Raw genomic sequence first — 23,059 nt, forward strand, 5'->3', positions numbered from 1 at the left:
CTGAATATCTCGTTCATGGTGAGCCACCTTCGGAAGTACACGGCCTTCCTGGAAGACCTGCTCGGCAAGAAGCTGGATTACGACAAACTGCGCGAAATGGTGAAACAGACCCTCAAGACTCTTGGTTTGGCGCACCAGGTGGATCTCCTGCGCAGAGCCAAGCCGTCGCCCATGGTGGGCACGGATTTCTGGTCCGTGATGATCCCCCATCTGTATCTCCCCGACGACCCGGAGGCCTATGAGTTTTATCAACGCGTGTACGACGAGGTGAAGCAGAAGGTGGACAACAAGATCGGCGCCATTCCCAACGAGAAGTACCGTATGATGTTCTCGGAGCTGCCTCCGTGGCACACGATGGGCTTCTTCGACGAGCTTTCGGATCGCTTCGGCATCGCCATTGTCATGGAAAGCTGGAATTACCACCCCATTCTGCCCATTCCCGAGGAGGAGTTGGAGGGAGTCACCGACCCCCTCGAGCTGATTGCGCGCCTCTCCTACAGGAAGTGGACCGAATACAATTCGGTTGGAGTGAAATACGGTGTGGATCCCGGGTTCTTTATGGCCGCGTACCTTCAGTACGCCCAGGATTATCAGGCGGACGGTTTGTTGGCCCATCCACTCATGTCCTGCCGTCCGGCCACCTATACGTTGCTGCACACACGCAATATGCTGGAAGAAAAGCTCAAGGTGCCGGGAGTGGTGATCGAGGGAGATATCGTGGATTTGCGCGTCTTCAATGAGGAGGACGCCATTTCCAAGGTCGAGGCCTTCCTCGAGACCATGGATCATTACCGGGAACTGAGAAAAGAAGCAGGAATGGCTTGGTAGGAAGAAAGGAGACGATTCCTATGACTGAAAATACGAAAAGCACGGGGTTGGCCAGGGCGCATGAATTGTATAGCCACCGAAGTAAACGCGCCCGCGAGCTGAAAGCCGAAGGCAAGAAGGCAATGGGTTATTTTTGCTGCTTTCCTCCACTGGAACTCATGACGGCGTTGGATTTCCTGCCGGTCCGGATACTGGGAGACATGGATGAGCCCATAACCGTGGCGGACGGATATCTGCCCACGGTCATGTGTATATTCTATCGCAGCTGTTTCGACGTGGGGATGAAAGGGAAGTACGACTATTTGGAAGGCTTCGTGGGCTCCCACGCCTGCGACGGCGCCGAACGCACCTCTCATATCTGGAGAAACTACATGAAGACGCCGTGTAATTTCTTCCTGGATATGCCCCATACGTCCTCGTCCGAGGCGGTGCGGTTTTTCAAGGACCAGATGACCTATTTCAAGGAAACGCTGGAGGACTTCGCCGGAAAGAAGATTACCAACGACCGGCTCGAAGAGGCCATATCCCTTCATAACAAGCAGAGGCAGCTTGTTCGCGCGTTGTACGACCTGAGGAAGCCCGATCCGCCGCTCCTCTCGGGGTCCGAAATGCTGCAGGTGATCATCTCCCTCATGGTGATCCCCGTGGAGGAGGGAATCCAGCTTCTCGAGGAGGTATTGCAGGAGGTAAAGACCCGGCCCAATACCACGGAAAAGAGACCGGGCCGGCTGCTCATTTGGGGTTCGCTGATCGACCATACGGCCTTTACCGGGCTGATCGAGAAATCCGGATTCAACATCGTTGTCGAAGACACGGCCATCGGCGCCCGACCGTTCTGGCACGATGTCGAGAAAACGGAAGATCCCATGTACGGGCTGGCCAAGCACTACCTCGAGGAAGTCAAGTGTCCTCGAACGTTCTCCAAGTCGGGTAAGAACTACAGGGAAGATCTGGAAAACCGTTTCGGATATCTAAAGGAGTTCGCCAAGTACTGGAACGTAAACGCGGTGTACGCGAACATCATCCGTAACTGCGATATCCACGGCTACGAAGTTCCGGCCATCAAGGATTATTTTGAGTCCCTGGACCTACCCGTTCTGACTATTGAGCCGGATTATTCCTCAGCAGCCATCGAACCGTTGAGAACACGATTCCAGGCGTTTGCCGAAACGATCGGGCCTGTTTCGCATCCGCGCCCCGGCATGGTCGTATCGGGGCGCCGATGCGGAGCTTTTACCTTTTGTCGAGTCAGGCGTTTGGTGTTCCAGAAGAGGGATAAGCGTATGATTTTAGTGGGTATAGACATCGGTTCAACCATAACCAAGGTGGTGATCAGGAATCAGAAGGAGATCAGCGCCATCGTGATACAGCCCACCGATGCGTTTCATCGTAGATTGGCCAATACGGTCATGGAAAAGGCTTTGGTCCAGGCCGGATTGTCCTTTGACCAAGTGGATTTCATCGTCGCCACGGGGTATGGAAGAATCAACGTACCGTTTGCGGACGCCCAGGTGACCGAGATCACGTGCCATATGCGCGGTATAAACTGGCTGTTTCCCGATGTCCGCACCATCATCGACATCGGAGGCCAGGATACGAAAGGCATCAAGCTCGAGAACGGAAAGCTGGTGGATTTCGTGATGAATGATAAGTGCGCCGCCGGCACGGGAAGATTCCTCGAGGTGATCTCCGACGTACTGGGAGTGCGGGTGGAAGACATCGGGGAATTGTCTCTCCGATCGAGCCGGCCTGCGGATATCAGTAGCATTTGTACGGTTTTTGCGGAGCAGGAAGCCCTTTTGCGGCTCTCCGAGGGCTATTCCGTGGAAGACATTCTGGCCGGGATTCACAAAGCCAATGCCAGCCGGATCTACTCCATGGTGAGAAAGATCAACATAGAGCCGGACCTGGCTATCACCGGGGGTGGAGCCAAGAATATCGGACTTTGCAAAGCCTTGGAAGAACGCATCGGTTTTCCCGTCGTGGTTCCTCCGGAGCCCTTGATTACAGGGGCCTTGGGCGCTTCGATCATTGCGGCCGAAAAAACGCTTCGTCTATCAGCGGAAGAACTTAGGCAGAAGCAAGGAAAGCGGCGGCTCGAAGCGGTCACGTTTTTCGACGAAAGCTCTACAAGAGGGCAGACCGGGTAAGGAAAGGTTCTTATGGATATGGGATGCATAGCGGGTCTGGATGTCGGCTCCGCACTTGTTAAAGCTGTTGTTATGCAGGACGGGAAACTGCTGTCATACAGCATCACTCCGGCGGGAGGCAATTTCGGACGCTCCGCGGACAAGGTCTTGCAAGAGGCTCTTGAAAAAGCTCAACGGTCTATTTCGGACGTTGAAGTCATCGGCGCTGGAGGGCTGGGCGTATCTTTCATCTCTCGCCCCTTCACGAAGATAACGGAGATATCCTGCCAAAGCAGAGGAACTCACTATTTGCTTCCAACGGTGCGCACTCTGATCGAGGTGGGCAATCAGACGAGCCGGGTCATCAAAGTGTCGAAATACGGCAAGGTAGCGGACTCGGTGTCCAGCGACAAATGCGCGGCCGGCAGCGGACGCGTGCTGCAGATCATTGCCAGGGTGTTGAAAATAAACCAGCAGGACATGGGCGCTTTGTCCCTTAAATCCGAACATCCGGCGAAGTTTACTACAGGATGCGCCGTGTTTCTGGAGACGGAGGCTATTTCCCGGGTGGCCGAAGGGACACCCAAGGAAGACATCGTGGCCGGACTGCACCGGGCGTTGGGATCCAGGATCTCCGCCGCGGCCCAGAGAATGCGGATAGAGAAGGACGTGGCCATGACCGGTGGAGGAGCGAAAGACGCCGGTCTCGTCAAAACAACGGAACGAATGTTGGGCGTGGATGTGCTGGTGCCCGAGGAGCCGCTGATCACCGGAGCTATTGGGGCCGCTTTGATTGCGGCCGAACGGATGGCTGCGTAACCTCCTTCGTCATACGCACCTTCGATAATTCCTCGACTTGTGGCGCCGCCGGGTTCACCTGTGATTTGAGTGTGTTGGACACCGGACGCCGCTCGTCGGCGATGTACGGAAGATAGCTTCACCGGAGTTTCGATTTCGGAAACGACGTGAATCCAATGCCACATGGCCGCCTGATTGGAGAAACGATTATGACCAGGTTTATACTATTCGATCCGGAGAGATGTATCGGTTGTAGGACCTGCTCTCTTGCCTGCTCGTTTCAGCACGAGAAAGAGTTCAATCCAACGCTCGCCAGGATCACTACCCTTTGGATGACGGATCTTGGCCGATTCGTCACCGTCACGTGCCAGCAATGCGAAGAACCCTTGTGCGCCGAGGCGTGTCCCCGGAACGCGATACAGAGAAACAGGGAAACGGGGGCCGTGGTCGTGGACGAGGCCCTGTGCATTGGGTGCCGTTCCTGCTTTATTGCTTGTCCCTTTGGGATTCCCGCAATCCACCACACGAAAGGCGCCATGTTCAAATGCAATCTGTGTGACGGGGACCCGCAATGTGTACAGGAATGTCCGCGGGAGGCGCTAAGCTTTGTGGAGGCGGAAGAAGCCTCTCACAATAAACTTAGGAAAGCCGCCAACAGGCTGATGCATATCGTCGAAAAAAGTCAGTAGCGGTGAGATCTTTCCCCTTATGTACACGAGCCCCACAAGCTCTTCCGGCGGGATGGGGCCTCTGCCGATGCCCCGAGCCACGAGAGGCGCGTTATTTAGGGAAGGCAAGGAGTTTTTCTAATGGCGCTCCTGAATAGATGTTGAGGAAAGGAACGGATATGTTTGGCTATGCCGGCATGATTTTGGATGTGGATCTTTCTTCGAAGAAGATATCGAAGATTCCCCTCGATGAAGGACTGGCGAGACGGTTTCTCGGAGGTCTTGGGATCAATACCAAGCTCCTTTTTGACTACACGAAGCAGGGCGTGGACCCTCTCAGCCCCGAGAACGTCCTCATCTTCGGCACGGGTCCTCTTGTAGGCACCTTCATGCCCACGGCCAGCAAAACGGATGTTTCCGCGAAATCACCCATAACCAATCTTTTCGGGTGCACGAGCAGCGGCTACCGGTTCGGATGCGAGATGAAGTACGCGGGCTACGACCACATCGTGATTCGCGGCAAGTCCGACGGTCCGGTGTATCTTGCCATCCAGGATGAAAAGGTCGAGATCCGGGATGCGTCGCATCTTTGGGGTAAGGATGTCTGGGAAGCCATAGACCTCCTGGAGAAAGAGATGCGAAAGGAAGAACTCGAGGTGGCGGCGATCGGTCCGGGCGGAGAAAACCTCATACGTTATTCCACCATACAGAACGGTAAATACGATGCCTGGGCCCGCACGGGCATGGGCGCCGTCATGGGGTCCAAGCTTCTCAAGGCCATCGCCTACCGGCCAAGAACTATCAAACCGGGGTGATCGAAGACTGGTTCGAGACGCGCGGCCACAAAGTGATCCCGGAGTACAGCGACCAGACCATGGCCTGCTCTGCATGCCCTGTTGCATGCGCGCATTGGGCCAACGTGAAGCAGGGTCCATACGCCGGATTGACCATGAAGGGCATTGAAGTCACCATGACCTTTGAAATCGGCGCCAAGCTGTTTGTTCACACGATGGACGGAATTCTCAAGTGCGTTGAAGCGTTTCATCGGACGGGTACGGATGTGGTTTCAGGCGCCGGGACCATCGCCATGTTGATGGAACTGTATCAGCGGGGCTTGATCACCGAGGAGCAGATCGGGTTTCCCGTGGAATGGGGAGACGTTGAGGCCATATGTAAACTGATCCACATGATCGCCAATCGGGAAGGCATCGGAGATATCCTGGCCGAAGGAGCGCAACGCGCCAACATAGCGCTGACCGGTAACGACGATTATGCCATGGTCGTCAAGGGTCTCGAGTTACCCACCTTCGATCCGCGCAGCAGGTGGTCCGTATGGACGTTCGGATTCCTGACCAGCACTCGGGGCGGAGACCACCTTCGCACCCGAAATCCTGTCGAGAACCTGCGCTTTCCCTCGATACCCGACAACTACCACAAGGAGCCCTTCGGCTTTCCCGAACCGTTTCTCAAGAAACTCGATATGCCGGATGAAACGAAGCAAAAGATTATATCCCCCGACGGTAAGACTACGGACATCGCGTTGATGGAAAAATGGTCCGAGGACCTCATAGCGATCTTCAACTCCATCGGCATATGCACCCGGCCTCCGTCACTCCAGTCTCTCGGACCGAGCAGCGTGGCCCGGATGCTCTCCGCCTGCGTGGGCTGGGATATCGACGCCGAGGAGGTCCTTAAGGCCGGCGAACGGATCTGGAACCTTCAGAAGCTGTTCAACGTCCGGGAGGGGGAACAAAGGAAGGACTCCATATTCCCCAAGCGCTTTTACAACGAGAAACTGCCCGAAGGTCCGTGCAAGGGCTTGGTATTGGACGAAGCCAAAGTGAACGAGGTCCTCGACGACTATTACGAAGCCAGGGGCTGGGATCGAGAGAAAGGCGTTCCGACGGAGGCCAAAGTGACGGAACTGGGCCTGGAAAGCGAGTGGAAGCGGATCCCATCCCGTTAGACGCCCGAGTTGGGTTGAGAAACGAAATCCAACGTATCCGGTTATCTATGTCGGATTGCGGAGTCGCGGTTTGACGCCCGAAACGGACGGCTCTCCGCCGCATGCGGTGAGGCCTGCATGTAGGGGCGTATTGCAATACGCCCCTACTTTCTCGAAAGTTTTCCCCGCGAACGATCAAGAAAGCGCTTGTCTTGTATGAATCGTTGGCCGTGGAGGCCCGCATGAGCAAGGTCATCGTGGTCGATCCAAATCGCTGCACAGGATGCCGCCTGTGCGAGGTGGCGTGTTCCGTAATGAAAACGGGCGAACTCGACGCCTCCAGGTCGAGGATCCGTGTGTTCGAGTGGGACGAGGAAGAGGTGTTTCTTCCGATCCTGTGCCGGCGCTGCGAAGAGCCCGTATGCGCCACGGTGTGTCCGGTGAATGCCATACACAGGGATGATTCGGGCATGGTGTGCGTGGACCGGGATCGTTGCGTGAGCTGTTTCAGCTGCGTATCCGCTTGCCCCAACGGAGCGCTGCATATCGATCCCGTGGAGCAGAAGGTCCTTCGTTGCGATCAGTGCGGAGGCGATCCCCCCTGCGTGCGGTACTGCAGCGAAAAGGCCCTCGAGTACGTCGAGAGCGACGATTGGCAGGCCGATCGAAGACGCAGCGGAGCGAGAAATCTCTATGGGAAATAGGGTTATTGCCATACTTGGAAACGGCATTGCGGGGGACCAGGCAGCCCTTGCCGCAAAAAGGACGGACCCGGATGCAAGGGTGGTTATGCTGAGCAGGGACGCCTACCCCCTTTATAGCGCGTGCGTACTCGCGGATTACATCAGCGGCGAGATTCCCAGAAGCACCGTGTTTATCCGGTCGGTGGAGGACTACGCCAAAGCGGGCATCGAGCTGCTCCTGTCCAGGGATGTAGCGTCCTGGTTGCCGGAAAACCGCTTGCTTCGCTTTGACGGAGAAGAACTCCCGTACGACCGGTTGATCCTGGCTACGGGAAGCCGACCGTTTATTCCCCCGATTCCTGGAGTTAACAAGGACGGCGTGTTTGCCCTGAAGACTTTTGACGATGCCGAGGGTCTGCGCGCGGTTCGGGGCCGGTCCGCCGTGGTCGTGGGCGCTGGTCCCGTAGGCATGGAGGCGGCCGTTGCTTTCCGAAGGATGGGCTGGTCGGTGGCTCTTGTGGAGCTCATGGACCGCGTTCTCCCCCGCATGCTGGATGCGCCATTGGCGAATTCCGTAAGGAAGCAGTTCGAAGGCATGGGCATCTCAGTCTTTCTCGGAGAACGAGTCGAAGAGATATCCGGAGGTGTACGGGTCGAATCCGTGCGCACGGACCAGCGGACCCTGCCCGCGGACGTGGTGGTTCTGGTCATCGGCATGAGGCCCCGGATCGAGCTTGCCAGGCAAGCAGGGCTTGCACTGGGACCGGCCGGAGGGATTCGAACGGACGCGCACATGGGCGCCGGCCTGCCCGGCGTTTGGGCGTGCGGGGATTGCGCCGAATCGAAAGACCTCATTTGCGGGACCAACGGTCTGTATATGCTCTGGAACAACGCCAAGCTACAAGGTCACACGGCAGGAGCCAACGCAGCGGGGTCCCAAAAGCGCTACCCCGGAAGTCTGAACGTGACCACCGTCAAACTGTTCGATCGTGCAGTGGCGTCCGCGGGCGCGCCGGCCGCCGATCTTCCGGAAGGGGCGACCCGTGTGCTTCATCGGAAGGATCCGGACGGAGAACTGTGGCTGGTGCTCAGAGAAGATCGTTTGGTGGGAGTACAGGGGCTCGGAAACGTGGACCGGCTGGGTGGGCTTACTTCCATGATGCTCAAAGGGTTGAACATCCGCAGAACCATCCTCAAAGGCCCAAAGCCCTCTGCAGGCAGGGACACGTGGCCTCTGCATACCTTTGAAAAAGATCTGATGCGTCTTTTGAACGGCCGCTGATGTTAGATAACCACTCCGGGGGTGAGAAGCGATAAGATTTCCCTCACGCTCCTCTTGTTTCCCCCCTCGACAGGCTCGGGGTTTACGGAAGAAGGGGAGGGTCCGTCTGTTGGCTGTTTGGGAGTAGTTTGGCCATCTATTGTTTAGGATCGGCCCCAATCCGGTGTTTTTTGGCCATTGATGGGTGACGCGGACAAACGAGTTGTCCGCGCCACCCGGAGCAGACTGTTCGTTTATGAATGGAGAGCTTGACTAAGCTTCGCTGCGATAAGACAAACCAAAACCAATGATCGATAGTCGCGATGAACAAGCGGCATGTCTTCGTGGTCACCCTGTATTGCCCGCCCCGATCGTCACGATCATATTCGTTCCGTGGATGTAGTTCGGCGTGATTACGAATGCATCGGTTCCGAAGTCCATTTACGGACCGTATCCCCTCAGTTCCACCAAGGCCTGACACTCGACCCGACATGGACTTTCGGTTCGGCCGGCCGTAATGAAGTCAGACTTTGCTTCAGCGCAAAAACGCTGCGGTCTTCCCGCCCAAGTAAACACCGTCTCTCTCCGGCGTCCCGTCTATTCCCTCATCCGCCCATGGCCTTCATGCGTCTTGGTTCGCCGTTTCACCGGAGTTGTCGGCTTCAACCGTTTCCGGGATTATTTTCGGAACGCATAAGCGCGGCTGAAGGCCCTGGGGAACGCCTTTTCTTTTGGCGTTCCGACTGGTTCACTCTTGAAAGCGGCTTTCACGTGTTTAGTACGCACCCTAGACGGATGCGCCTCCATACAGCGAAGGGTGGTACTCAAAGGCCACTGGTATTAGAAAGATCGTATGCACAATATTTGTATTGACATTTCCATCAACTGGTGTCTAGATACGCCGCGGCTTTGTTGGAGGTATACTACCGCTAAACTTAGCGCTTTCACTTTGTCACTTTCACCCGGTTCTCCTGGTTAGCGGAAAGTATTTCGTAGTCTAATGGAATCGTTGACTCTAAGGGAACTATCCCTCCCATCACAGACTGGACGACTGGGCGACAGTGTATGCACAATAGAATTCCGTAGCGTTCTAAGGTTTAGCAAATGGTAGGTATCACTTCAGTCATTTGTATTAAAAGGCTTCGAGTAGTTGGAATACAGTTTGATCATAGGCAATTTCCGATGTAGTATGAGTTTTGGAGGCGGCTTTAGTTTTGGATATAACCACTTCCGGAGGGACTGGTCATGAGCTTAAATGACATTCTGGACATGCTATGGGGGATCCTGTACACCACAGGGATCATGAGCCTGGGTTGGAAGCCGATATGTATGTGGGTCATAGCGAGCTTCTTTATTTACCTTGCCATAGGCAAGAACTTCGAACCACTACTGCTGTTGCCCATAGGGTTCGGCATCTTTGTCGTAAACTTTCCGCTGGTCCCACTTATGGGTCATACGGAGGCAGGACAGCCTGAATTGCTTCAGGCGTTCTACCACTATGGTCTTCAATGGGAAATCATTCCGTGTGTGATCTTTTTGGGGTTGGGCGCCATGACCGATTTCGGACCGCTGATCGCCAACCCGAAAACACTGATCGTCGGCGCCGGAGCGCAGCTCGGCGTGTTCGTCACCTTCACGGGCACCATTCTTGCCGGATTTACCCTCAAGGAGGCTGCTTCCGTGGGCATCATCGGAGGCGCCGACGGACCCACGACGATCTATCTCACGCAGCACCTGGCTCCCCAATTACTGGGCGCCAATGCGTTGGCCGCCTATTCCTACATGGCCATGGTCCCTCTGATTCAGCCCCCCATTATGAGACTGCTGACCAACGCGGAAGAACGAAAGATCCGGATGAGGCAGCTCCGGGCCGTCTCCAAAACGGAAAAGATCCTCTATCCCCTGGTATCGTGCGCAGTCATCGCCCTCCTGGTTCCTTCGGTCGTCCCGCTTATGGGCATGTTCATGCTGGGCAACCTGATGAAAGAGAGCGGAGTCGTGGGCAGGCTTACGGATACCGCCCAGGGGGCCCTTATGAACATCGTCACGATCTTTCTGGGTGTCTGCGTGGGCGCGACGATGAACGCGGAAACCTTTCTCAGCCCGAAACCGCTGCTGATCTTCAGTCTGGGCCTCCTTGACTTCGCTGTGTGCACGGCGGGAGGAATCTGGTCGGTAAAAGTCATGAACCTGTTTCTCAAGGAAAAGATCAACCCCTTGATCGGATCCGCGGGTGTTTCCGCCGTGCCCATGTCCGCTCGGGTTTCCCAGGTCATGGGTTTGAAGTACGATAAAAAGAACCACTTGCTCATGCATGCCATGGGACCGAACCTGGCGGGTGTGATAGGCTCGGCGGCCGCAGCCGGAATGTTCATCGCCATGTTCGACTGATTGCGGTGCAGCTCGGTGCGAGACATGCTTTCACCATTAGGTATGGAGAAATGATATGCGGAAGTTTTCTTTGATTGTTCTGCTGACCTTTCTGTTTCTTCCCGGCGTCTCCTCCTCGGAGGAATTCCTGAGCGCCCCCGTGCTTCCGGGAGGGAATGTCGTTTCCAAGAGCCCGGAGCGCCTCGAGATTGCGTACGATTTGACCCTCGACCAGGTGATCGCTTTCTATCGGCAGGCCCTGGAAAAGGAACCGAACGTGAAGTTCCGTGACAGAAAGGGACAAGTATACATTGAAGATCATGCCGCCAGGCCATGGCACTCGATTCGCCTTGTCAGGAACAGTCCGGGCAACATAACCGTAGTCACCATGAAGGACAATTGGACCTGGATAATCGGAACGCTGGTCTTGCGGTTCATAGGCGTGTTCGTGGTTCTTCTGGTGCTGTACGTGGCCATGGTCATTTCCGGCAGCGTACTGTCGAGAATAGGGTCACGGCAAAAGCAGCCCTCGGCCGTGACGCCATAGATACGAGAGGCGCGATGCCGCAGGTCTTTTCCCGCGGCTTCAGCGCCTCCGCATGACCACACATCCGACGCAAACGAGGGGGGCTCCCTGTCCTCGTCATTCAGACGGCCGGAACAAGCACAGGGCCGCTTACACGACGATCCGGACACAGTCCCTCTTCTGTGCTCCTCGCTCGTCTCTAATAAAAAACATGTACTCCTATTGTGAGAACGATCAGGAAAATCAGGGACAACGGCGTTCCCACCCTGAGAAAATCCTTGCTCGTGTAGCCGCCCGGGCCCATGTAAAGGGCGTTCACCTGGTGGGTGGGCAGCAGGAAGGAATTGGAGGCGGCGATCCCTGCGACCAGAGCGGCCAGCCGCGGATCCAAACCCGTGTCTTGTGCAAGGTTCACAACCAGCGGAACCAGAAGCACGATGGCTCCGACGTTGGAAACTACCAGCGAAAAAACCGTTGACAGCACACCCACCAGGGAAAGGAGTAGAAGTGGGGACGGCTGGTCCAGCCAAGCCAGGATCTGCTGGGCCAACCAGGCCGCGGCGCCGGACTTCTCGGCGGCCAACCCGAGGGGAATGAGCCCGGCCAGCAGGAAGACCGTGCGCCAATCCACCCCCCTGTAAGCTTCCTCAATGGTGATCACACGGGTCAGAACCATTCCCAGCGCCCCCGACATGAGGCAGACCGGCAAACTCAAGTCGGTGAACACCGCAAGAGCGGTGGCCAAGGCAAAGCAGAGGAGCGCAACCCCGGCTTTCCTGGTGTTCAACACTTCATGGTCTATGGAATGGCTGAAGAGCAGATCCCGGCCATGATGCAGTTGCTGTAACCGCTCCCAGGTCCCGTGCATAAGGATGGCGTCGCCGGCCCTGAGCACCACTTCACCGAGATTCGTGTATTGCGCCTTGTCGCTCCGGAACACGGCCAAAGGCGCCAACAGGTAGTTGTGCCTGAAACGGATCTCCTGCAGGCTCTTTCCTATGAACTTGGAATGGGGCGCCACCACCCCTTCCACGACTCCCGAGATATCGCTTGAAAGCTCCGAGTCAAAGATCCTGACGTGATCGTCCCATCTAAATCCAAAGGCCGCGGCTGCCTCTTCCACCTTGCCGCGGGGTCCGAACACGGCGATCGTGGATCGGGGCAGGATCAACTGATCCCGGTCCGGTGGAAACAGTTTCGTTCGGCCGTCGTGGCTGCGCAATGCTACTGTGTGGACCAGGAAGCCGTCGCAGAGTTTGCTCACGGTGAGGGACGGATCTGTTCTCTCGGGCACGGTCAACTCGAACAGTTCGCCGATCCCACCGTAAAAGACGGCCGCCTCGGAAAAGCCGTCGGACTCCTCTCCATTACCTTCTTCGCCGCCCGGTAGCATGTGCCTGCCCATAAATATAAAATAGGCGATGCCGGTTACTACCAGGGCCAGTCCGATGGGCGTGACGCTGAATAGGTGGAAAGGCGGCAGCTCATGATGTTCGAGCAGATCGTTGAGCATGATCAGGGGACTCGAACCCACCAGAGTAACGGTTCCACCCAGAATGGCGGCCGACCCAACGGGCATCAAAAGCTTGGAAAGGGGAATACGGCTGTCCCGGCTGATGCGACGCAACGCCGGCAGGAACAACGCCGCCGCGCCGACGTTCTGCATGACGCTGGAAATACAGGCGATCATCACCGACAACGTCATGATAATGGACGACTGCAGGCGACCCGCCAGATGGACCAACGGCCGCACCACTCTTCCAATAACTCCGGTATGGTCCAGACCGCGACCCATAATAATCACTGCAATGATGGATATTACGGCGGTGGAGCCAAAACCGGAAAAGGTCTCGCGGCCGTCCAGGAGTCCCAGCAGGGGAAGAACCACCATGGCGAGTATGGCCACCACGTCCACCCGCACCCACTCGACGACAAACAGAAAAATGACCACCGCGATTACCAGGAACACCAGGATCATGTCACCGGTCAGACTCAAAGGCAGCATAAACACCCCGTATACATCGAAGTGGGAGGCATTGCCTCTCCGGAGAGGGGACCCGTACAAGGGATCACACCGAAACGTCTCTTACGCTTTGTGAACACGTATGATATAGTAGTTTTTAATAATCATTTGACATTCATTTGTATAGGTTCATAAAGCGTTCTTTCCTCGGTCCGGGGATGCCGGAGAAATCCGAAGGCGCCCCGACGGGAGCCTTTTATCGATTTCGTCCATAGCTACCCCGCCCGGACAGGCGGCGATTACCGGAAGCCTGTACATTTGATTATGTTCATGGTCAACCTCCACTTCGATTCGGGCCGATACCGTCGCGACTGGAAGTTATCACGAATCCGCGGACTGGAGGATGGGTGTTGCACCCTAGGCCACGAGGATTGACTCCATGCATGTCTTCCTTCGCGGTGCAACGACTCGTAACCGCTTTCATGCTCATGTTCGGGAAGCTTTGCGTGTTTTACACACGCATGAGTCTCAGGACGCCACAATGGAGGGAATACGGATGCGGAAACTCACGTTTGCAGGCACGGCCATGGCAGGAATCTTATTGGTTTGCTCCATATGTTTAGCCGATCCAGTTTTCAGCCCCGTTACAGGGCACTGGTACGAGGTCTCAGACGGATGGTTCTGGACGTTGGACGATGCGCAAGCCTTCGCAGTGGCTAAAGGAGGCCATCTGGCCACCGTGACGTCAGCGGAAGAGAACCTGTAGATATCTCAAACCTGGCTCGACCCGGATGTGCTCGATTACGTCATGCTCGGCGGCCATGATTCGAGGGTTGAAGGAGTGTGGGAGTGGGTGACCGGGGAACCCTGGGCGTTCACGAACTGGATAGGAATCGAGCCCAACAACGGAGCAGGCGGAGAAGACTGGCTCGGTTTCAAGACGTGGGCGCCGGGATCCACTACCTGGTGGGTGGACGGCGTGGGGTTCGGCTGGTTGGACATGGGCCGTCAGGATAATCCGGTCCAATATCGCGCGTTGATCGAATACGAGACGGACCCGTCCGGTCCGGGGCCTGTCGCCACGAGGCCATTGGGGGCCACGTCCGTTCCGACGCTGCCGGGGGCCGGTGCTTTGGCGATGGTGGCTCTGTTTGTTATTTCCTACGTATGCGTTCTTAGAGGCAGGGTCCGCTATTGATGATCAGGACTTACCGGTTGCGACGCGAAAGCGGCGCAAGGCAGTGCTCAAAGTCATCCGGGCGCCGGGTTTAACGTGCAGCCTCTCCGCCGAAGGCGGTGAGTCCTGCGTGTAGGGGCGTATTGCAATACGCCCCTACTTTCTCGAAATTTTCCCCGTTTTATTTCACACCTTCGAGTCCCGGTCCTTCCAATAGGGCTCGCGCATGACGCGTTTCAGCTCAAAGAAGGATGGCCGTGCGCCGACGGAACCGGGTTCCTTGGGGTAGTTGTCCCTGTCCGGCACGGTGACGAAGCCTTGCGTAAGTCGGGGGCTCGTGGTCTCCGGCCGCAGCCAGGAGGGCATGGTAATCGCGGTATCCGTTCATTCCGGGATCGTCGGTCAGCAGATAGCGGCCCCGTGCGATGGCCGGAAAGTCGCCTTTGATTTCGTCCAGGGTGCGGGCATAGCCGGAATCACTGATCGGAAGAACCGAATCCGATCAAAGGCAGATCCGGCAGCCGCGCCTTGATCCCGCCGTGGATGGGACGCCGGAAGGTTCTCCCGAACCTGTTCCGAATGAATACCGGAGTCCGGCGGCTCGTGTCAATCTGCGTGTGTACAAAAATGATTCCGGAGAGCGCGAAAAAAACACTTGACAGTGGGAGAGCAATCCGGTATTTGAATACTCAATCTAACTTAGAAAGCACTAACAATGGAAGAGACTCCTCAATGCAAAAGCACGCAAGTGCGTAAAAACAAACGCCTCACACCGGTCATGGAAGACTATCTCGAGGTCCTATCCGACCTGGATCAGGAGAATAAGGCGATTCGGGTGCGGGACATCGCCAAACGGCTGGGGGTCAAGATGCCGTCCGTGACCAGCATGCTCAAGACCCTGAAGGAGCGGGGGCTCATTCATTACGAGAAGTATGAATACGTAGAATTGACGGACTCGGGCGCGACCGTGGGATTGGAGATGCGGCGCAGGCATCAGGTGCTCTTTCAATTTCTGGTGGACATCCTGAAAGTGGACTCCGAAACGGCCGATGAGGAAGCCTGTCGAATGGAGCATGCGTTGAGTGAGGACACCCTGGACCGGTTCACGGACTTCATGGAGTTCGTTCAGGTATGTCCCAGGACCGGTGAGAACTGGATCGATCGGTTTCAGGATTTCCGGCTCCACGGTCATCGGCCTGAAAAGTGCGAGGCGAACCGGGCGCGGTTCGAAAAAGAGTTCTGCCGGCGGGTAGACTGTTTGGAAAGGGAGCCCGCCGGAGAATAGATCGTCGGGCCGGACGGACGGGGTGGCCGGGCATTCCGCAAAAGGATTCCCCGGCCTCTATCGGCCGCGAACGCATATAAGTGAAAGGTCTTGGTGAGGGCCTTTTTTTGAACTGTAAAAGTTAGGAGTACAGAACATTCATTGGGAGGTTTAAGTTCGTGGAGGCCGATAGGGAAAACCTGCTGAACGTGATTAACCAAAGCGCCGAAGAGCTTCAGCGAGGCATAGACAAGTATCGCTGTCTGGTGGCTTCCCTTCTGCAAGACTGTATCGATGAAAAGGAACTGAAACGTATTGCGGATTTCGGGGCTTCCAAATCCAACGAGGCCAAACTGCGTGAGGCGGTGATGGAGGCCATTGAAGTGCTCGAGGAAAGCCGGAAAGCATTCAAGTCCAAACAACTGGAGCTTTTGAGAAAACGTCTGACGCAAGTGCTTATTGAAGCGAAGTAGCCGGATTGGATGACCATTATGTCACTTGCACCACCTGTGGCGGCCAAATGGGACGCGTCACTGAAAACGAAGACCTGTTTCGCGCCTATTGGGAATCCGCTGAGCGTTCTTCGGAAAAAGTAAGAGACGCGATTTGATCCATATGCGGTTGGAAAGGTTCTCCCATGGCGGCTGCCGGCGAAAAATGGGTGAAGGTGGAGTTGGCTCCGGAGACGCTTTCAGGCCGTTGAAAAACGCGATCTGCGGTCACGCCAACGGCGTGACGCTTCATCCTTCGTCACTGCGACGTACTCTGTGTACGCCTTTCCTCAGGGTTGGCGCGCCTTGCATCTCATCGTTTTTCACCAACCTGTAACATCCAGGCTTTTTCAACAGCCTGGACGATTTGCCGGCTGTGCCTTGCCGCGTGTTTCAGGACACCGGGGCTGGGGGTCGAGCGACCTTGTCCTGACGGCCACCGGTGATCAAAGGTACGATGATGGGGGAGACACAAGCGTAAAGCCGTAAAAGTACGCCTTGACAAACCGTCACCGCCGGGTTAAATAAAAAACCACATAGTGTTAGAGAACTCTAAGTTAATAAGGAACGACTTACGGCCTCCGGCTGCTGCGCGGAGGAAGTGAAGGCGTAACTTGTGGCATGAAATAGATGCCCGGTTGCGCCTTTTTTATGCGCTTTTCAACACGGATTCGGCTTTCCGGATTCATTTGCACAGGACAAGAGGATGGTATGGAAAACATCAATGCGGTTCATGGACATGGCGTCCTTGGTAACGCCCGCCAGCATGGAGTGGCCCCTTTGGACGAGGGCGGGAACAATGATCGAGCGGCTCTGCCGTTGCGTTTGGCCCGGGAAGGAGACCGGGTGAGGATTGTTTCGTTGAACGGCGGAAGAGGCTTCCACGACCGCCTTGCCGGTGTGGGATTGCGCGTGGGGGAACGGGTGGAAGTCATACGGAACCGTATGGACGGCAAGCTGTTGCTGGCTCATGAAGGCACGCGCCTTTTCCTGGGGGGCGGCATGGCTCAGAAAATCCAAGTGGTCGTTGTTGAGGGAGGTGACCTGTGAAATCAACGCTGCGGGATATGAAAGTCGGAGAGACCGGCAAGGTCTCGGGATACGTCAAGGGCGCCACGAGCTATCGGGAGAAGCTCTTGTCCATGGGGCTGACCCGGGGCACGCAATTCACGGTGGAGCGGATTGCGCCCATGGGAGACCCGGTGGAAATACTGTTACGGGGGTTTGCTTTGACCCTTAGAAAAGATGAAGCCTCCGCTTTAATGGTGGAGAGGGAGAGCCGCTCATGAAAGATATTACCATCGGGGTGGTGGGAAATCCCAACTGCGGCAAAACCACCCTGTTTAACGCTTTGACCGGAACCAAACAGCGAGTGGGCAACTGGCCGGGCGTTACCGTGGACCGTAAATCCGGGGAATACACACACGATGGAAAGAGAATCGAAGTGGTGGACCTGCCCGGCATATACTCGCTCTCCGCCACGTCCCTGGACGAGGAAGTGGCTCGGGACTACATTCTATCCGGTGAACCGGACTTGATTGTGAACATCGTGGATGCGTCCAACATCGAGCGCAATCTCTATCTGACGGTCCAGCTCCTCGAAATGCAGATTCCGCTGGTTCTGGCCCTTAACATGATGGATATGGCCAAGAACCTCGGCATTCAAATCAACATCCCGGCTTTGGCCGAAAGGCTGGGCTGCCCCGTGGTCCCCCTGGTTGCATCCAAAGGGAAGGGGGTGGATGAGCTGAGGTCTGAAATCAATCGCGCGGCCGGAGCGGGATCCGTTTCACAACTCGGGGTCCTGTACCCGCAGGAAATCCAGGAAGCCGTGAACGCACTGGCTGACGCCATCCGGGACGAAGGGCTTCAAAACAGGATGAATCCCCGGTGGGCCGGAGTCAAACTGCTGGAAGGCGATCCCTGGGTAAGCGGGTTCGTGAGCCAAGACGTCCGGGAGAAAGCGGATAGCTACCTGACCCGCATCGAGGACCGGCTCGGAGAGGAAGCGGATATCCTCGTGGCTGACAGCCGCTATGATCTGATCGGCCGGCTGACTAGAGACACGATCAAGAGAGGCTCGCGTGCAAGCAGAACTCTTTCGGACAACATCGACCGGATCGTTCTCAATCGGTATCTCGGAATCCCCATTTTCCTGGTGGCCATGTATCTCATGTTCATGGTGACCATCAATCTCGGCGGCGCCTTTATCGATTTTTTCGACATTTTCACGGGCACGATCTTCGTGGACGGCTTTGGCGCGCTTCTGGGGGCCCTAGGCGCCCCGGACTGGCTGACCGCGGTCCTCGCCGGTGGAGTCGGCGGTGGCATCCAGACCATCGCCACTTTCATACCGCCTATCGGGTTCATGTTTCTGTGCCTCTGCCTTCTGGAAGACTCCGGCTATATGGCGCGGGCCGCCTTTGTCATGGATCGCTTCATGCGGATGATCGGTCTGCCCGGCAAATCGTTTGTTCCCATGCTGGTGGGCTTCGGCTGCAACGTACCGGCCGTCATGGCTACGCGCACTCTCGAGAATCAGCGGGACCGTACGCTGACCATCATGATGCAACCCTTCATGTCCTGCGGGGCCCGTCTGCCGGTGTACGCCCTGTTTGCCGCGGCCTTCTTTCCCGTGGGTGGGCAGAACCTGGTCTTCGGGCTGTATCTGCTGGGGATCGGGTTTGCCGTTCTTACCGGACTCGTTTTGAAAACCACGCTGCTCAAAGGCGAGATCACTCCGTTTGTGATGGAACTGCCCCCCTATCACTTGCCGACCTTGCGAGGCGTGGTCCTGAGCGCCTGGGACCGGCTGAAAACCTTTATGTTTCGAGCGGGCAAGATCATCATCCCGGTGGTGGCGGTTCTGAGCTTTCTAAACTCGCTGGGAACGGACGGCGCTTTCGGCAATGAGGACCGTGAGAAATCGACCTTGAGCTTTATCGGCAAATCCATCACTCCGGTGTTCAATCCCATGGGCCTGACCGAAGCGGATTGGCCGGCCACTGTGGGCATTTTTACCGGCATCTTCGCCAAGGAAGCGGTGGTGGGAACGCTTGACGCCCTGTACAACCAGATCGGTTTCAATGCGGCGGAAGAAACGGAATCGAAGAAAGGATTTGATTTTTGGGGAGGAGTCAAAGACTCCTTTGCAACCATTCCGGCGAACCTGATCGGGGTGGCGGATACGGTGTTCGATCCATTGGGCCTGTCCATAGGGGATGTGAGTTCCTTGGAAGGCGCCGCCCAGGAGCAGGAAGTCAGCGGCGGAACCTTCGGATCCATGGTGCGTCTGTTTGATGGACGCATAGGCGCCTTTGCCTATCTTCTTTTTGTCCTACTCTATTTCCCCTGCGTGGCGGCCATCGCAGCCGTTTACCGGGAAACCAATATCAGGTGGACGGCGTTTGTGGGCGCATGGACCACCGGCCTGGCGTATTTGGCGTCGACCATGTTTTATCAGGCAGCCACCATGGCCAGACATCCGATATCGTCCGTAGCATGGATTGTCGTGCTGTGCACTTTGTTTGCCGGTGTGGTGCTGACCATGCGTTACATGGGCAATAGACGCCGAAGATTGGAAACGGGCCGTTTCGACGGTGTGCGCACAAAGATGTCGCCCCGGACAATCTGAAGTATTTTGATGGAACGCGATCATTTTAATGGATACCGGAACCAAATCTCGAGGAATGGACGATGATACTGGCCGAAATCAGACGATATCTTATGGAACGTAAAAGGGCGACATTGGGCGACCTTGCCCTGCATTTCGATACGGAGCCCGACGCCATGCGGGGCATGCTGGAACAATGGATTCGAAAAGGAAAGGTCCTGAGGTTGGACATTCAAGGGAGTTGCGGCAAGGCATGCTCGACCTGTTGCTGTGACTCGGCCGTGGAAATCTATGAGTGGTCGGCCTGACGGTTGCACGGCCTCAATGCATCATGGATCGAATCCAATCGTCGATGGGCGACGGGGCTGTCGCCGGATCGAATGATGCATACTGTGAACAGGAGGGATTATCGGACCGAACCCATCGGTGAGTGAATGACGAGTGGGAGCGCCGATCCGCGGGATCGGCGGCGTCCTTACGGGTTTCGATAGCAGGCGGAACAAGTGAAGGCGCGGCGGACGTTTTCGTATCAAACGTCCACTGCGCCTTTTTATTACAAACCGCGGGAGAGGTGACTCCATCCGGTCGATCGAAACCGGCGGACGCGCCTGGTCCAGCGCCTTGCATGCCCGAAAGAAATCGGAAGTCCAATTAATGAAATCAAAAACCGGGAGAGGAGACGGAATGAATACGATTACGTGGATGATGTGTGTGTTGATGATCGGTTTCTGCGCCCTTTCCGGGCCGGCATTGGCCGGAGAAATGACGAACGACGAACTCATGCGGGAGTTGAAAGCCGTGAAGAACCGCGTTCAGCAGTTGGAACGGATGCTGAAGGAACGCGGGACAGGGGACCCTCAGGAAGGCCCTGCTCGAGACATTCCCGAATTCGAGCGGATTCGCTCGGAAAACGAACGTATCGGCAAGGAACTCGAAACCGTGGGCAAGGAACAACGCGACATGCGTTCCATGCTCGAACAGGTCATGGACCGTGTCACCATCAACGGTATCGTGGAAGTCGAGGCTTCGTACGAGAAACCGGGCAAGAAAAGCGGCAAGAATGAGGAGAGCAGCGACATCACCCTGGCCACCGCCCAGATCGAATTCGACGCTCGGGTGCACGAACTTGTTAACGCCCATCTGATTCTTCTGTGGGAAGAAGACGATACGGGACCCGTTGACATCGACGAAGGAACCATTACATTGGGGGCCACACCGGAAATGCCCTGGTTTCTGCTGGCCGGAAAATTCTATCCTCCGTTCTCGACATTCGACACATTCTTCATTTCGGACCCGTTGACCCTCGAGATCGGTGAGATTCGTGAGAGCGCCGCGTCCGTCGGTTATTCGGGCGACTGGCTGTTCGCATCGTTTGGGGGATTCAACGGCGATGTGTCCAGCGAAGAGAACGACCATATCAACAATCTTATTGTGAATGTGGACTTTTTCAACCCGGAGGGGACATGGAGCGGCTTCAGGCTCAACACCGGGGTGGGTTTTCTGTTCAATATGGCGGACACGGACACGCTCCAGGAAGAAACGGCCGTGGACACCTTGAAGGACGCCATTCCCGGCGTTGCGGCGCACGCCACCCTCGGGTACGGCGACTTCCAGTTGATCGCCGAATACGTGACCGCTTTGAGCGATTTTGAAGCGGGTGAACTGGGTTTCGCCGTGTTGGATGGAGAGGCCAGGGAAGCGCGTCCGTCCGCCTGGAATCTCGAGTTGGGATATGGCTTTCTCGAGAAATTCCAGTTAGCGGCCAGATATGAGGGAAGCCACCGCCTGTATGGCCTCCGCCCGAAATTCAACGTCGGAGGCGTGTTCGGATGGGAGCTTTACTCGGGTGTCACCCTATCCCTGGAATACCTGCACGGCGAGTTCGATGAGAATGATGAAGGTCTGGACTCCCGCGACGCGTTTACAACTCAGCTTGCGCTGGAGTTCTGATCTGAGAGCGACGATGGGGGCGAACGATGATTCGCCCCTGTCTCTGCCGAATGCCGCTCGACAACTGCAGGCATGTTTGTCCTCTATTATTGCCCGTCGAGAGACGAAGAGCAGAGGATGATCGACCTATACGGCGATTCTTACAAAAAATATATGATGGAAACCGGCACGTTCTTTCCCAACGTTAGCAAATCCGGTCTCAGCCTGCCTTTTCAAATGCAGAAAGTGGGTGGCCCAGTAATTCATCATACTTGAAAAAGGACCGAAAATATGGCGGGCCGAATAACCCTGTCGTTGCGGGGGACACTTCAAACCATGACTTCTAAGGATTGTGATTGAGGGCCAAGGATGCCGATCGTCGTTAAACGTTCGTCAAGGTTTCTTCCGCCATTTTGTGGAGTTCATTGAGAAAATCTCGTTGGCGCACGCCTTCATCCCCTCGTTTGCGAGCAGATAGAAGCAACTGGGTAAAAGCCGCCCGAGCTTTGGTTTCGGAGACAACAAGCCGCACGTTATCCGGCGGCTTCGAAAGCAGTAGTTTTGATTCCGCTCTTCTACCGGCATCGTCGAGGTAGAAATGGAATAGACGGAGAGCAATTTCTTCGTCTTTCAAATAGGGGATTTCAATTTTGTTTTGCAGCCGCCCAGCGAAGGCGGGGAGCATGGAGAAATAACGCCGGCGGGCTTCGGGAGTCATGGCGGCCATAAGAAAAAGATACTGAGGCAACGCGTCAATCAGTGCGCGAATAGCGGACAGGAAGCGTAGAACCGTCATTTTTGATTTTGTATCGTCTTGTTTTTCTAATTCGTCTAAGAGGATGATTAAACCCTTAAGAACGTCTAGTTCGGCTCCGCAAAACACGAGATCACGAAGCGCCTGTGTCTTCGACTCGACAGTGTCCAATCGAAAGTGGATTGGCCCAAGCGACTCGCGGTGGCGATTAAGTACACGGAAGCCGAGAATCCACTCAAGTGCGGCATTGGCGGCCTCTTTCAACTCATCTTCTGATCGATGAGCAGCGGTTCCTAAACCTCGGAGAACGGTCCGCATGTCACTCAATCTAGCCGTTTCGACAACTGCGTTTTGTTTATGTTGGTCGACCTCGGCAAATCTATGTGCTAAATTCTCCATAAAGTCCCCGGAGCCGAGTTCCTGAAGAATGCGCACCAACATCTTATCGAACGTCGGCTCTGGGTCGGAATAGTAGCGGATGATATAAAAACCTTCCGTTTTAGGATAAAGGTCATTAAATTCCCGTTCATAATAGTTCAATAGATTGGTTTTTCCGGTCCCTTGATCCCCTTCAATTACCAGTACTTGTGTCTTACGACTCTGATCATAGGCAGACACAAAACGAGCGATCTGATCGTCCGCCTCGGTCTCCATATGCGG

Annotated in this window: 20 protein-coding genes and 1 pseudogene; 18 read left to right on the forward strand and 3 right to left on the reverse strand. The window is 55.8% G+C overall.

Annotated features, from left to right (window positions below):
* The 9 genes and pseudogenes from HY788_20525 to HY788_20565 all read left to right on the forward strand — a co-directional run.
* On the forward strand, positions 1–828 hold an 828-nt coding region (locus HY788_20525), incomplete at its 5' end, for a 2-hydroxyacyl-CoA dehydratase (GenBank protein MBI4776528.1).
* A gap of 20 nt (positions 829–848) precedes the next feature.
* The gene (locus HY788_20530; protein MBI4776529.1) at positions 849–2,978 is read left to right on the forward strand and encodes a 2-hydroxyacyl-CoA dehydratase; all 2,130 of its coding nucleotides are present in this window, start codon (positions 849–851) and stop codon (positions 2,976–2,978) included.
* A gap of 12 nt (positions 2,979–2,990) precedes the next feature.
* Complete coding sequence (locus HY788_20535) at positions 2,991–3,776, forward strand: 2-hydroxyglutaryl-CoA dehydratase (protein ID MBI4776530.1); 786 nt, start codon at positions 2,991–2,993, stop codon at positions 3,774–3,776.
* 188 nt (positions 3,777–3,964) lie between these two features.
* On the forward strand, positions 3,965–4,444 hold the full coding sequence (locus HY788_20540; protein MBI4776531.1) for a 4Fe-4S dicluster domain-containing protein: 480 nt from the start codon (positions 3,965–3,967) through the stop codon (positions 4,442–4,444).
* Between the two features lie 158 nt (positions 4,445–4,602).
* Positions 4,603–6,389, forward strand: a pseudogene (locus HY788_20545) (aldehyde ferredoxin oxidoreductase family protein).
* A gap of 221 nt (positions 6,390–6,610) precedes the next feature.
* Entirely contained in the window at positions 6,611–7,072 is a 462-nt protein-coding gene (locus HY788_20550) for a 4Fe-4S dicluster domain-containing protein (GenBank protein MBI4776532.1), read from the forward strand.
* Positions 7,062–8,333: an NAD(P)/FAD-dependent oxidoreductase gene (locus tag HY788_20555; GenBank protein MBI4776533.1), complete on the forward strand. Its 1,272-nt coding sequence runs from the start codon at positions 7,062–7,064 to the stop codon at positions 8,331–8,333. The genes HY788_20550 and HY788_20555 overlap by 11 nt, the downstream gene beginning before the upstream one ends.
* A 1,224-nt stretch (positions 8,334–9,557) precedes the next feature.
* Complete coding sequence (locus HY788_20560) at positions 9,558–10,703, forward strand: sodium ion-translocating decarboxylase subunit beta (protein ID MBI4776534.1); 1,146 nt, start codon at positions 9,558–9,560, stop codon at positions 10,701–10,703.
* Between the two features lie 55 nt (positions 10,704–10,758).
* On the forward strand, positions 10,759–11,229 hold the full coding sequence (locus tag HY788_20565; protein MBI4776535.1) for a hypothetical protein: 471 nt from the start codon (positions 10,759–10,761) through the stop codon (positions 11,227–11,229).
* Positions 11,230–11,407: 178 nt separating this feature from the next.
* On the opposite strand, the gene HY788_20570 is transcribed toward HY788_20565, so the two are convergent.
* Positions 11,408–13,213, reverse strand: coding sequence for an SLC13 family permease (locus HY788_20570; protein MBI4776536.1), 1,806 nt, complete (start codon positions 13,211–13,213; stop codon positions 11,408–11,410).
* A 514-nt stretch (positions 13,214–13,727) separates the two neighbouring features.
* Between HY788_20570 and HY788_20575 the strand changes: the two genes are divergently transcribed.
* Together HY788_20575 and HY788_20580 are read left to right on the forward strand one after the other, a co-directional pair.
* Complete coding sequence (locus tag HY788_20575; GenBank protein MBI4776537.1) at positions 13,728–13,937, forward strand: hypothetical protein; 210 nt, start codon at positions 13,728–13,730, stop codon at positions 13,935–13,937.
* Positions 13,938–13,979: 42 nt separating this feature from the next.
* Complete coding sequence (locus HY788_20580; protein MBI4776538.1) at positions 13,980–14,369, forward strand: hypothetical protein; 390 nt, start codon at positions 13,980–13,982, stop codon at positions 14,367–14,369.
* Between the two features lie 165 nt (positions 14,370–14,534).
* Here HY788_20580 and HY788_20585 read toward each other — a convergent pair whose 3' ends face one another.
* Complete coding sequence (locus tag HY788_20585) at positions 14,535–14,714, reverse strand: hypothetical protein (GenBank protein ID MBI4776539.1); 180 nt, start codon at positions 14,712–14,714, stop codon at positions 14,535–14,537.
* A 349-nt stretch (positions 14,715–15,063) separates the two neighbouring features.
* Between HY788_20585 and HY788_20590 the strand changes: the two genes are divergently transcribed.
* The 7 genes from HY788_20590 (at position 15,064) to HY788_20620 (ending at position 21,666) form a co-directional block, all read left to right on the forward strand.
* Complete coding sequence (locus HY788_20590; protein ID MBI4776540.1) at positions 15,064–15,633, forward strand: metal-dependent transcriptional regulator; 570 nt, start codon at positions 15,064–15,066, stop codon at positions 15,631–15,633.
* Positions 15,634–15,791: 158 nt separating this feature from the next.
* The gene (locus tag HY788_20595; GenBank protein MBI4776541.1) at positions 15,792–16,085 is read left to right on the forward strand and encodes a hypothetical protein; all 294 of its coding nucleotides are present in this window, start codon (positions 15,792–15,794) and stop codon (positions 16,083–16,085) included.
* A gap of 729 nt (positions 16,086–16,814) precedes the next feature.
* A complete protein-coding gene (locus tag HY788_20600; protein MBI4776542.1) occupies positions 16,815–17,153 on the forward strand; it encodes a ferrous iron transport protein A in 339 nt (112 codons plus the stop codon).
* Between the two features lie 17 nt (positions 17,154–17,170).
* Positions 17,171–17,392, forward strand: coding sequence for a ferrous iron transport protein A (locus HY788_20605; protein MBI4776543.1), 222 nt, complete (start codon positions 17,171–17,173; stop codon positions 17,390–17,392).
* Complete coding sequence (feoB, locus tag HY788_20610) at positions 17,389–19,737, forward strand: Fe(2+) transporter permease subunit FeoB (protein ID MBI4776544.1); 2,349 nt, start codon at positions 17,389–17,391, stop codon at positions 19,735–19,737. Before HY788_20605 ends, feoB begins: the two co-directional genes overlap by 4 nt.
* A 62-nt stretch (positions 19,738–19,799) precedes the next feature.
* On the forward strand, positions 19,800–20,024 hold the full coding sequence (locus HY788_20615) for a FeoC-like transcriptional regulator (protein ID MBI4776545.1): 225 nt from the start codon (positions 19,800–19,802) through the stop codon (positions 20,022–20,024).
* Between the two features lie 376 nt (positions 20,025–20,400).
* Entirely contained in the window at positions 20,401–21,666 is a 1,266-nt protein-coding gene (locus tag HY788_20620; protein MBI4776546.1) for an LbtU family siderophore porin, read from the forward strand.
* A 361-nt stretch (positions 21,667–22,027) separates the two neighbouring features.
* Here HY788_20620 and HY788_20625 read toward each other — a convergent pair whose 3' ends face one another.
* On the reverse strand, positions 22,028–23,053 hold the full coding sequence (locus HY788_20625) for a hypothetical protein (protein ID MBI4776547.1): 1,026 nt from the start codon (positions 23,051–23,053) through the stop codon (positions 22,028–22,030).
* Between the last annotated feature and the right edge of the window lie 6 nt (positions 23,054–23,059).

This window comes from Deltaproteobacteria bacterium, from assembly GCA_016208165.1.
Lineage (GTDB): Bacteria > Desulfobacterota > Desulfarculia > JACQYL01 > JACQYL01 > JACQYL01.

What these genes read in the sequence shown, in the direction of transcription:
- feoB (MBI4776544.1), top strand. Translation starts at nt 17,389, where the DNA reads ATGAAAGATATTACCATCGGGGTGGTGGGAAATCCCAACTGCGGCAAA.
- HY788_20600 (MBI4776542.1), top strand. Translation starts at nt 16,815, where the DNA reads ATGGAAAACATCAATGCGGTTCATGGACATGGCGTCCTTGGTAACGCC.
- HY788_20625 (MBI4776547.1), bottom strand. Translation starts at nt 23,053, where the DNA reads ATGGAGACCGAGGCGGACGATCAGATCGCTCGTTTTGTGTCTGCCTAT.
- HY788_20590 (MBI4776540.1), top strand. Translation starts at nt 15,064, where the DNA reads ATGGAAGAGACTCCTCAATGCAAAAGCACGCAAGTGCGTAAAAACAAA.
- HY788_20585 (MBI4776539.1), bottom strand. Translation starts at nt 14,714, where the DNA reads ATGCCCTCCTGGCTGCGGCCGGAGACCACGAGCCCCCGACTTACGCAA.
- HY788_20535 (MBI4776530.1), top strand. Translation starts at nt 2,991, where the DNA reads ATGGATATGGGATGCATAGCGGGTCTGGATGTCGGCTCCGCACTTGTT.
- HY788_20560 (MBI4776534.1), top strand. Translation starts at nt 9,558, where the DNA reads ATGAGCTTAAATGACATTCTGGACATGCTATGGGGGATCCTGTACACC.
- HY788_20615 (MBI4776545.1), top strand. Translation starts at nt 19,800, where the DNA reads ATGATACTGGCCGAAATCAGACGATATCTTATGGAACGTAAAAGGGCG.
- HY788_20565 (MBI4776535.1), top strand. Translation starts at nt 10,759, where the DNA reads ATGCGGAAGTTTTCTTTGATTGTTCTGCTGACCTTTCTGTTTCTTCCC.
- HY788_20540 (MBI4776531.1), top strand. Translation starts at nt 3,965, where the DNA reads ATGACCAGGTTTATACTATTCGATCCGGAGAGATGTATCGGTTGTAGG.
- HY788_20620 (MBI4776546.1), top strand. Translation starts at nt 20,401, where the DNA reads ATGAATACGATTACGTGGATGATGTGTGTGTTGATGATCGGTTTCTGC.
- HY788_20555 (MBI4776533.1), top strand. Translation starts at nt 7,062, where the DNA reads ATGGGAAATAGGGTTATTGCCATACTTGGAAACGGCATTGCGGGGGAC.
- HY788_20575 (MBI4776537.1), top strand. Translation starts at nt 13,728, where the DNA reads ATGCGGAAACTCACGTTTGCAGGCACGGCCATGGCAGGAATCTTATTG.
- HY788_20580 (MBI4776538.1), top strand. Translation starts at nt 13,980, where the DNA reads ATGCTCGGCGGCCATGATTCGAGGGTTGAAGGAGTGTGGGAGTGGGTG.
- HY788_20570 (MBI4776536.1), bottom strand. Translation starts at nt 13,213, where the DNA reads ATGCTGCCTTTGAGTCTGACCGGTGACATGATCCTGGTGTTCCTGGTA.
- HY788_20530 (MBI4776529.1), top strand. Translation starts at nt 849, where the DNA reads ATGACTGAAAATACGAAAAGCACGGGGTTGGCCAGGGCGCATGAATTG.
- HY788_20550 (MBI4776532.1), top strand. Translation starts at nt 6,611, where the DNA reads ATGAGCAAGGTCATCGTGGTCGATCCAAATCGCTGCACAGGATGCCGC.
- HY788_20605 (MBI4776543.1), top strand. Translation starts at nt 17,171, where the DNA reads ATGAAAGTCGGAGAGACCGGCAAGGTCTCGGGATACGTCAAGGGCGCC.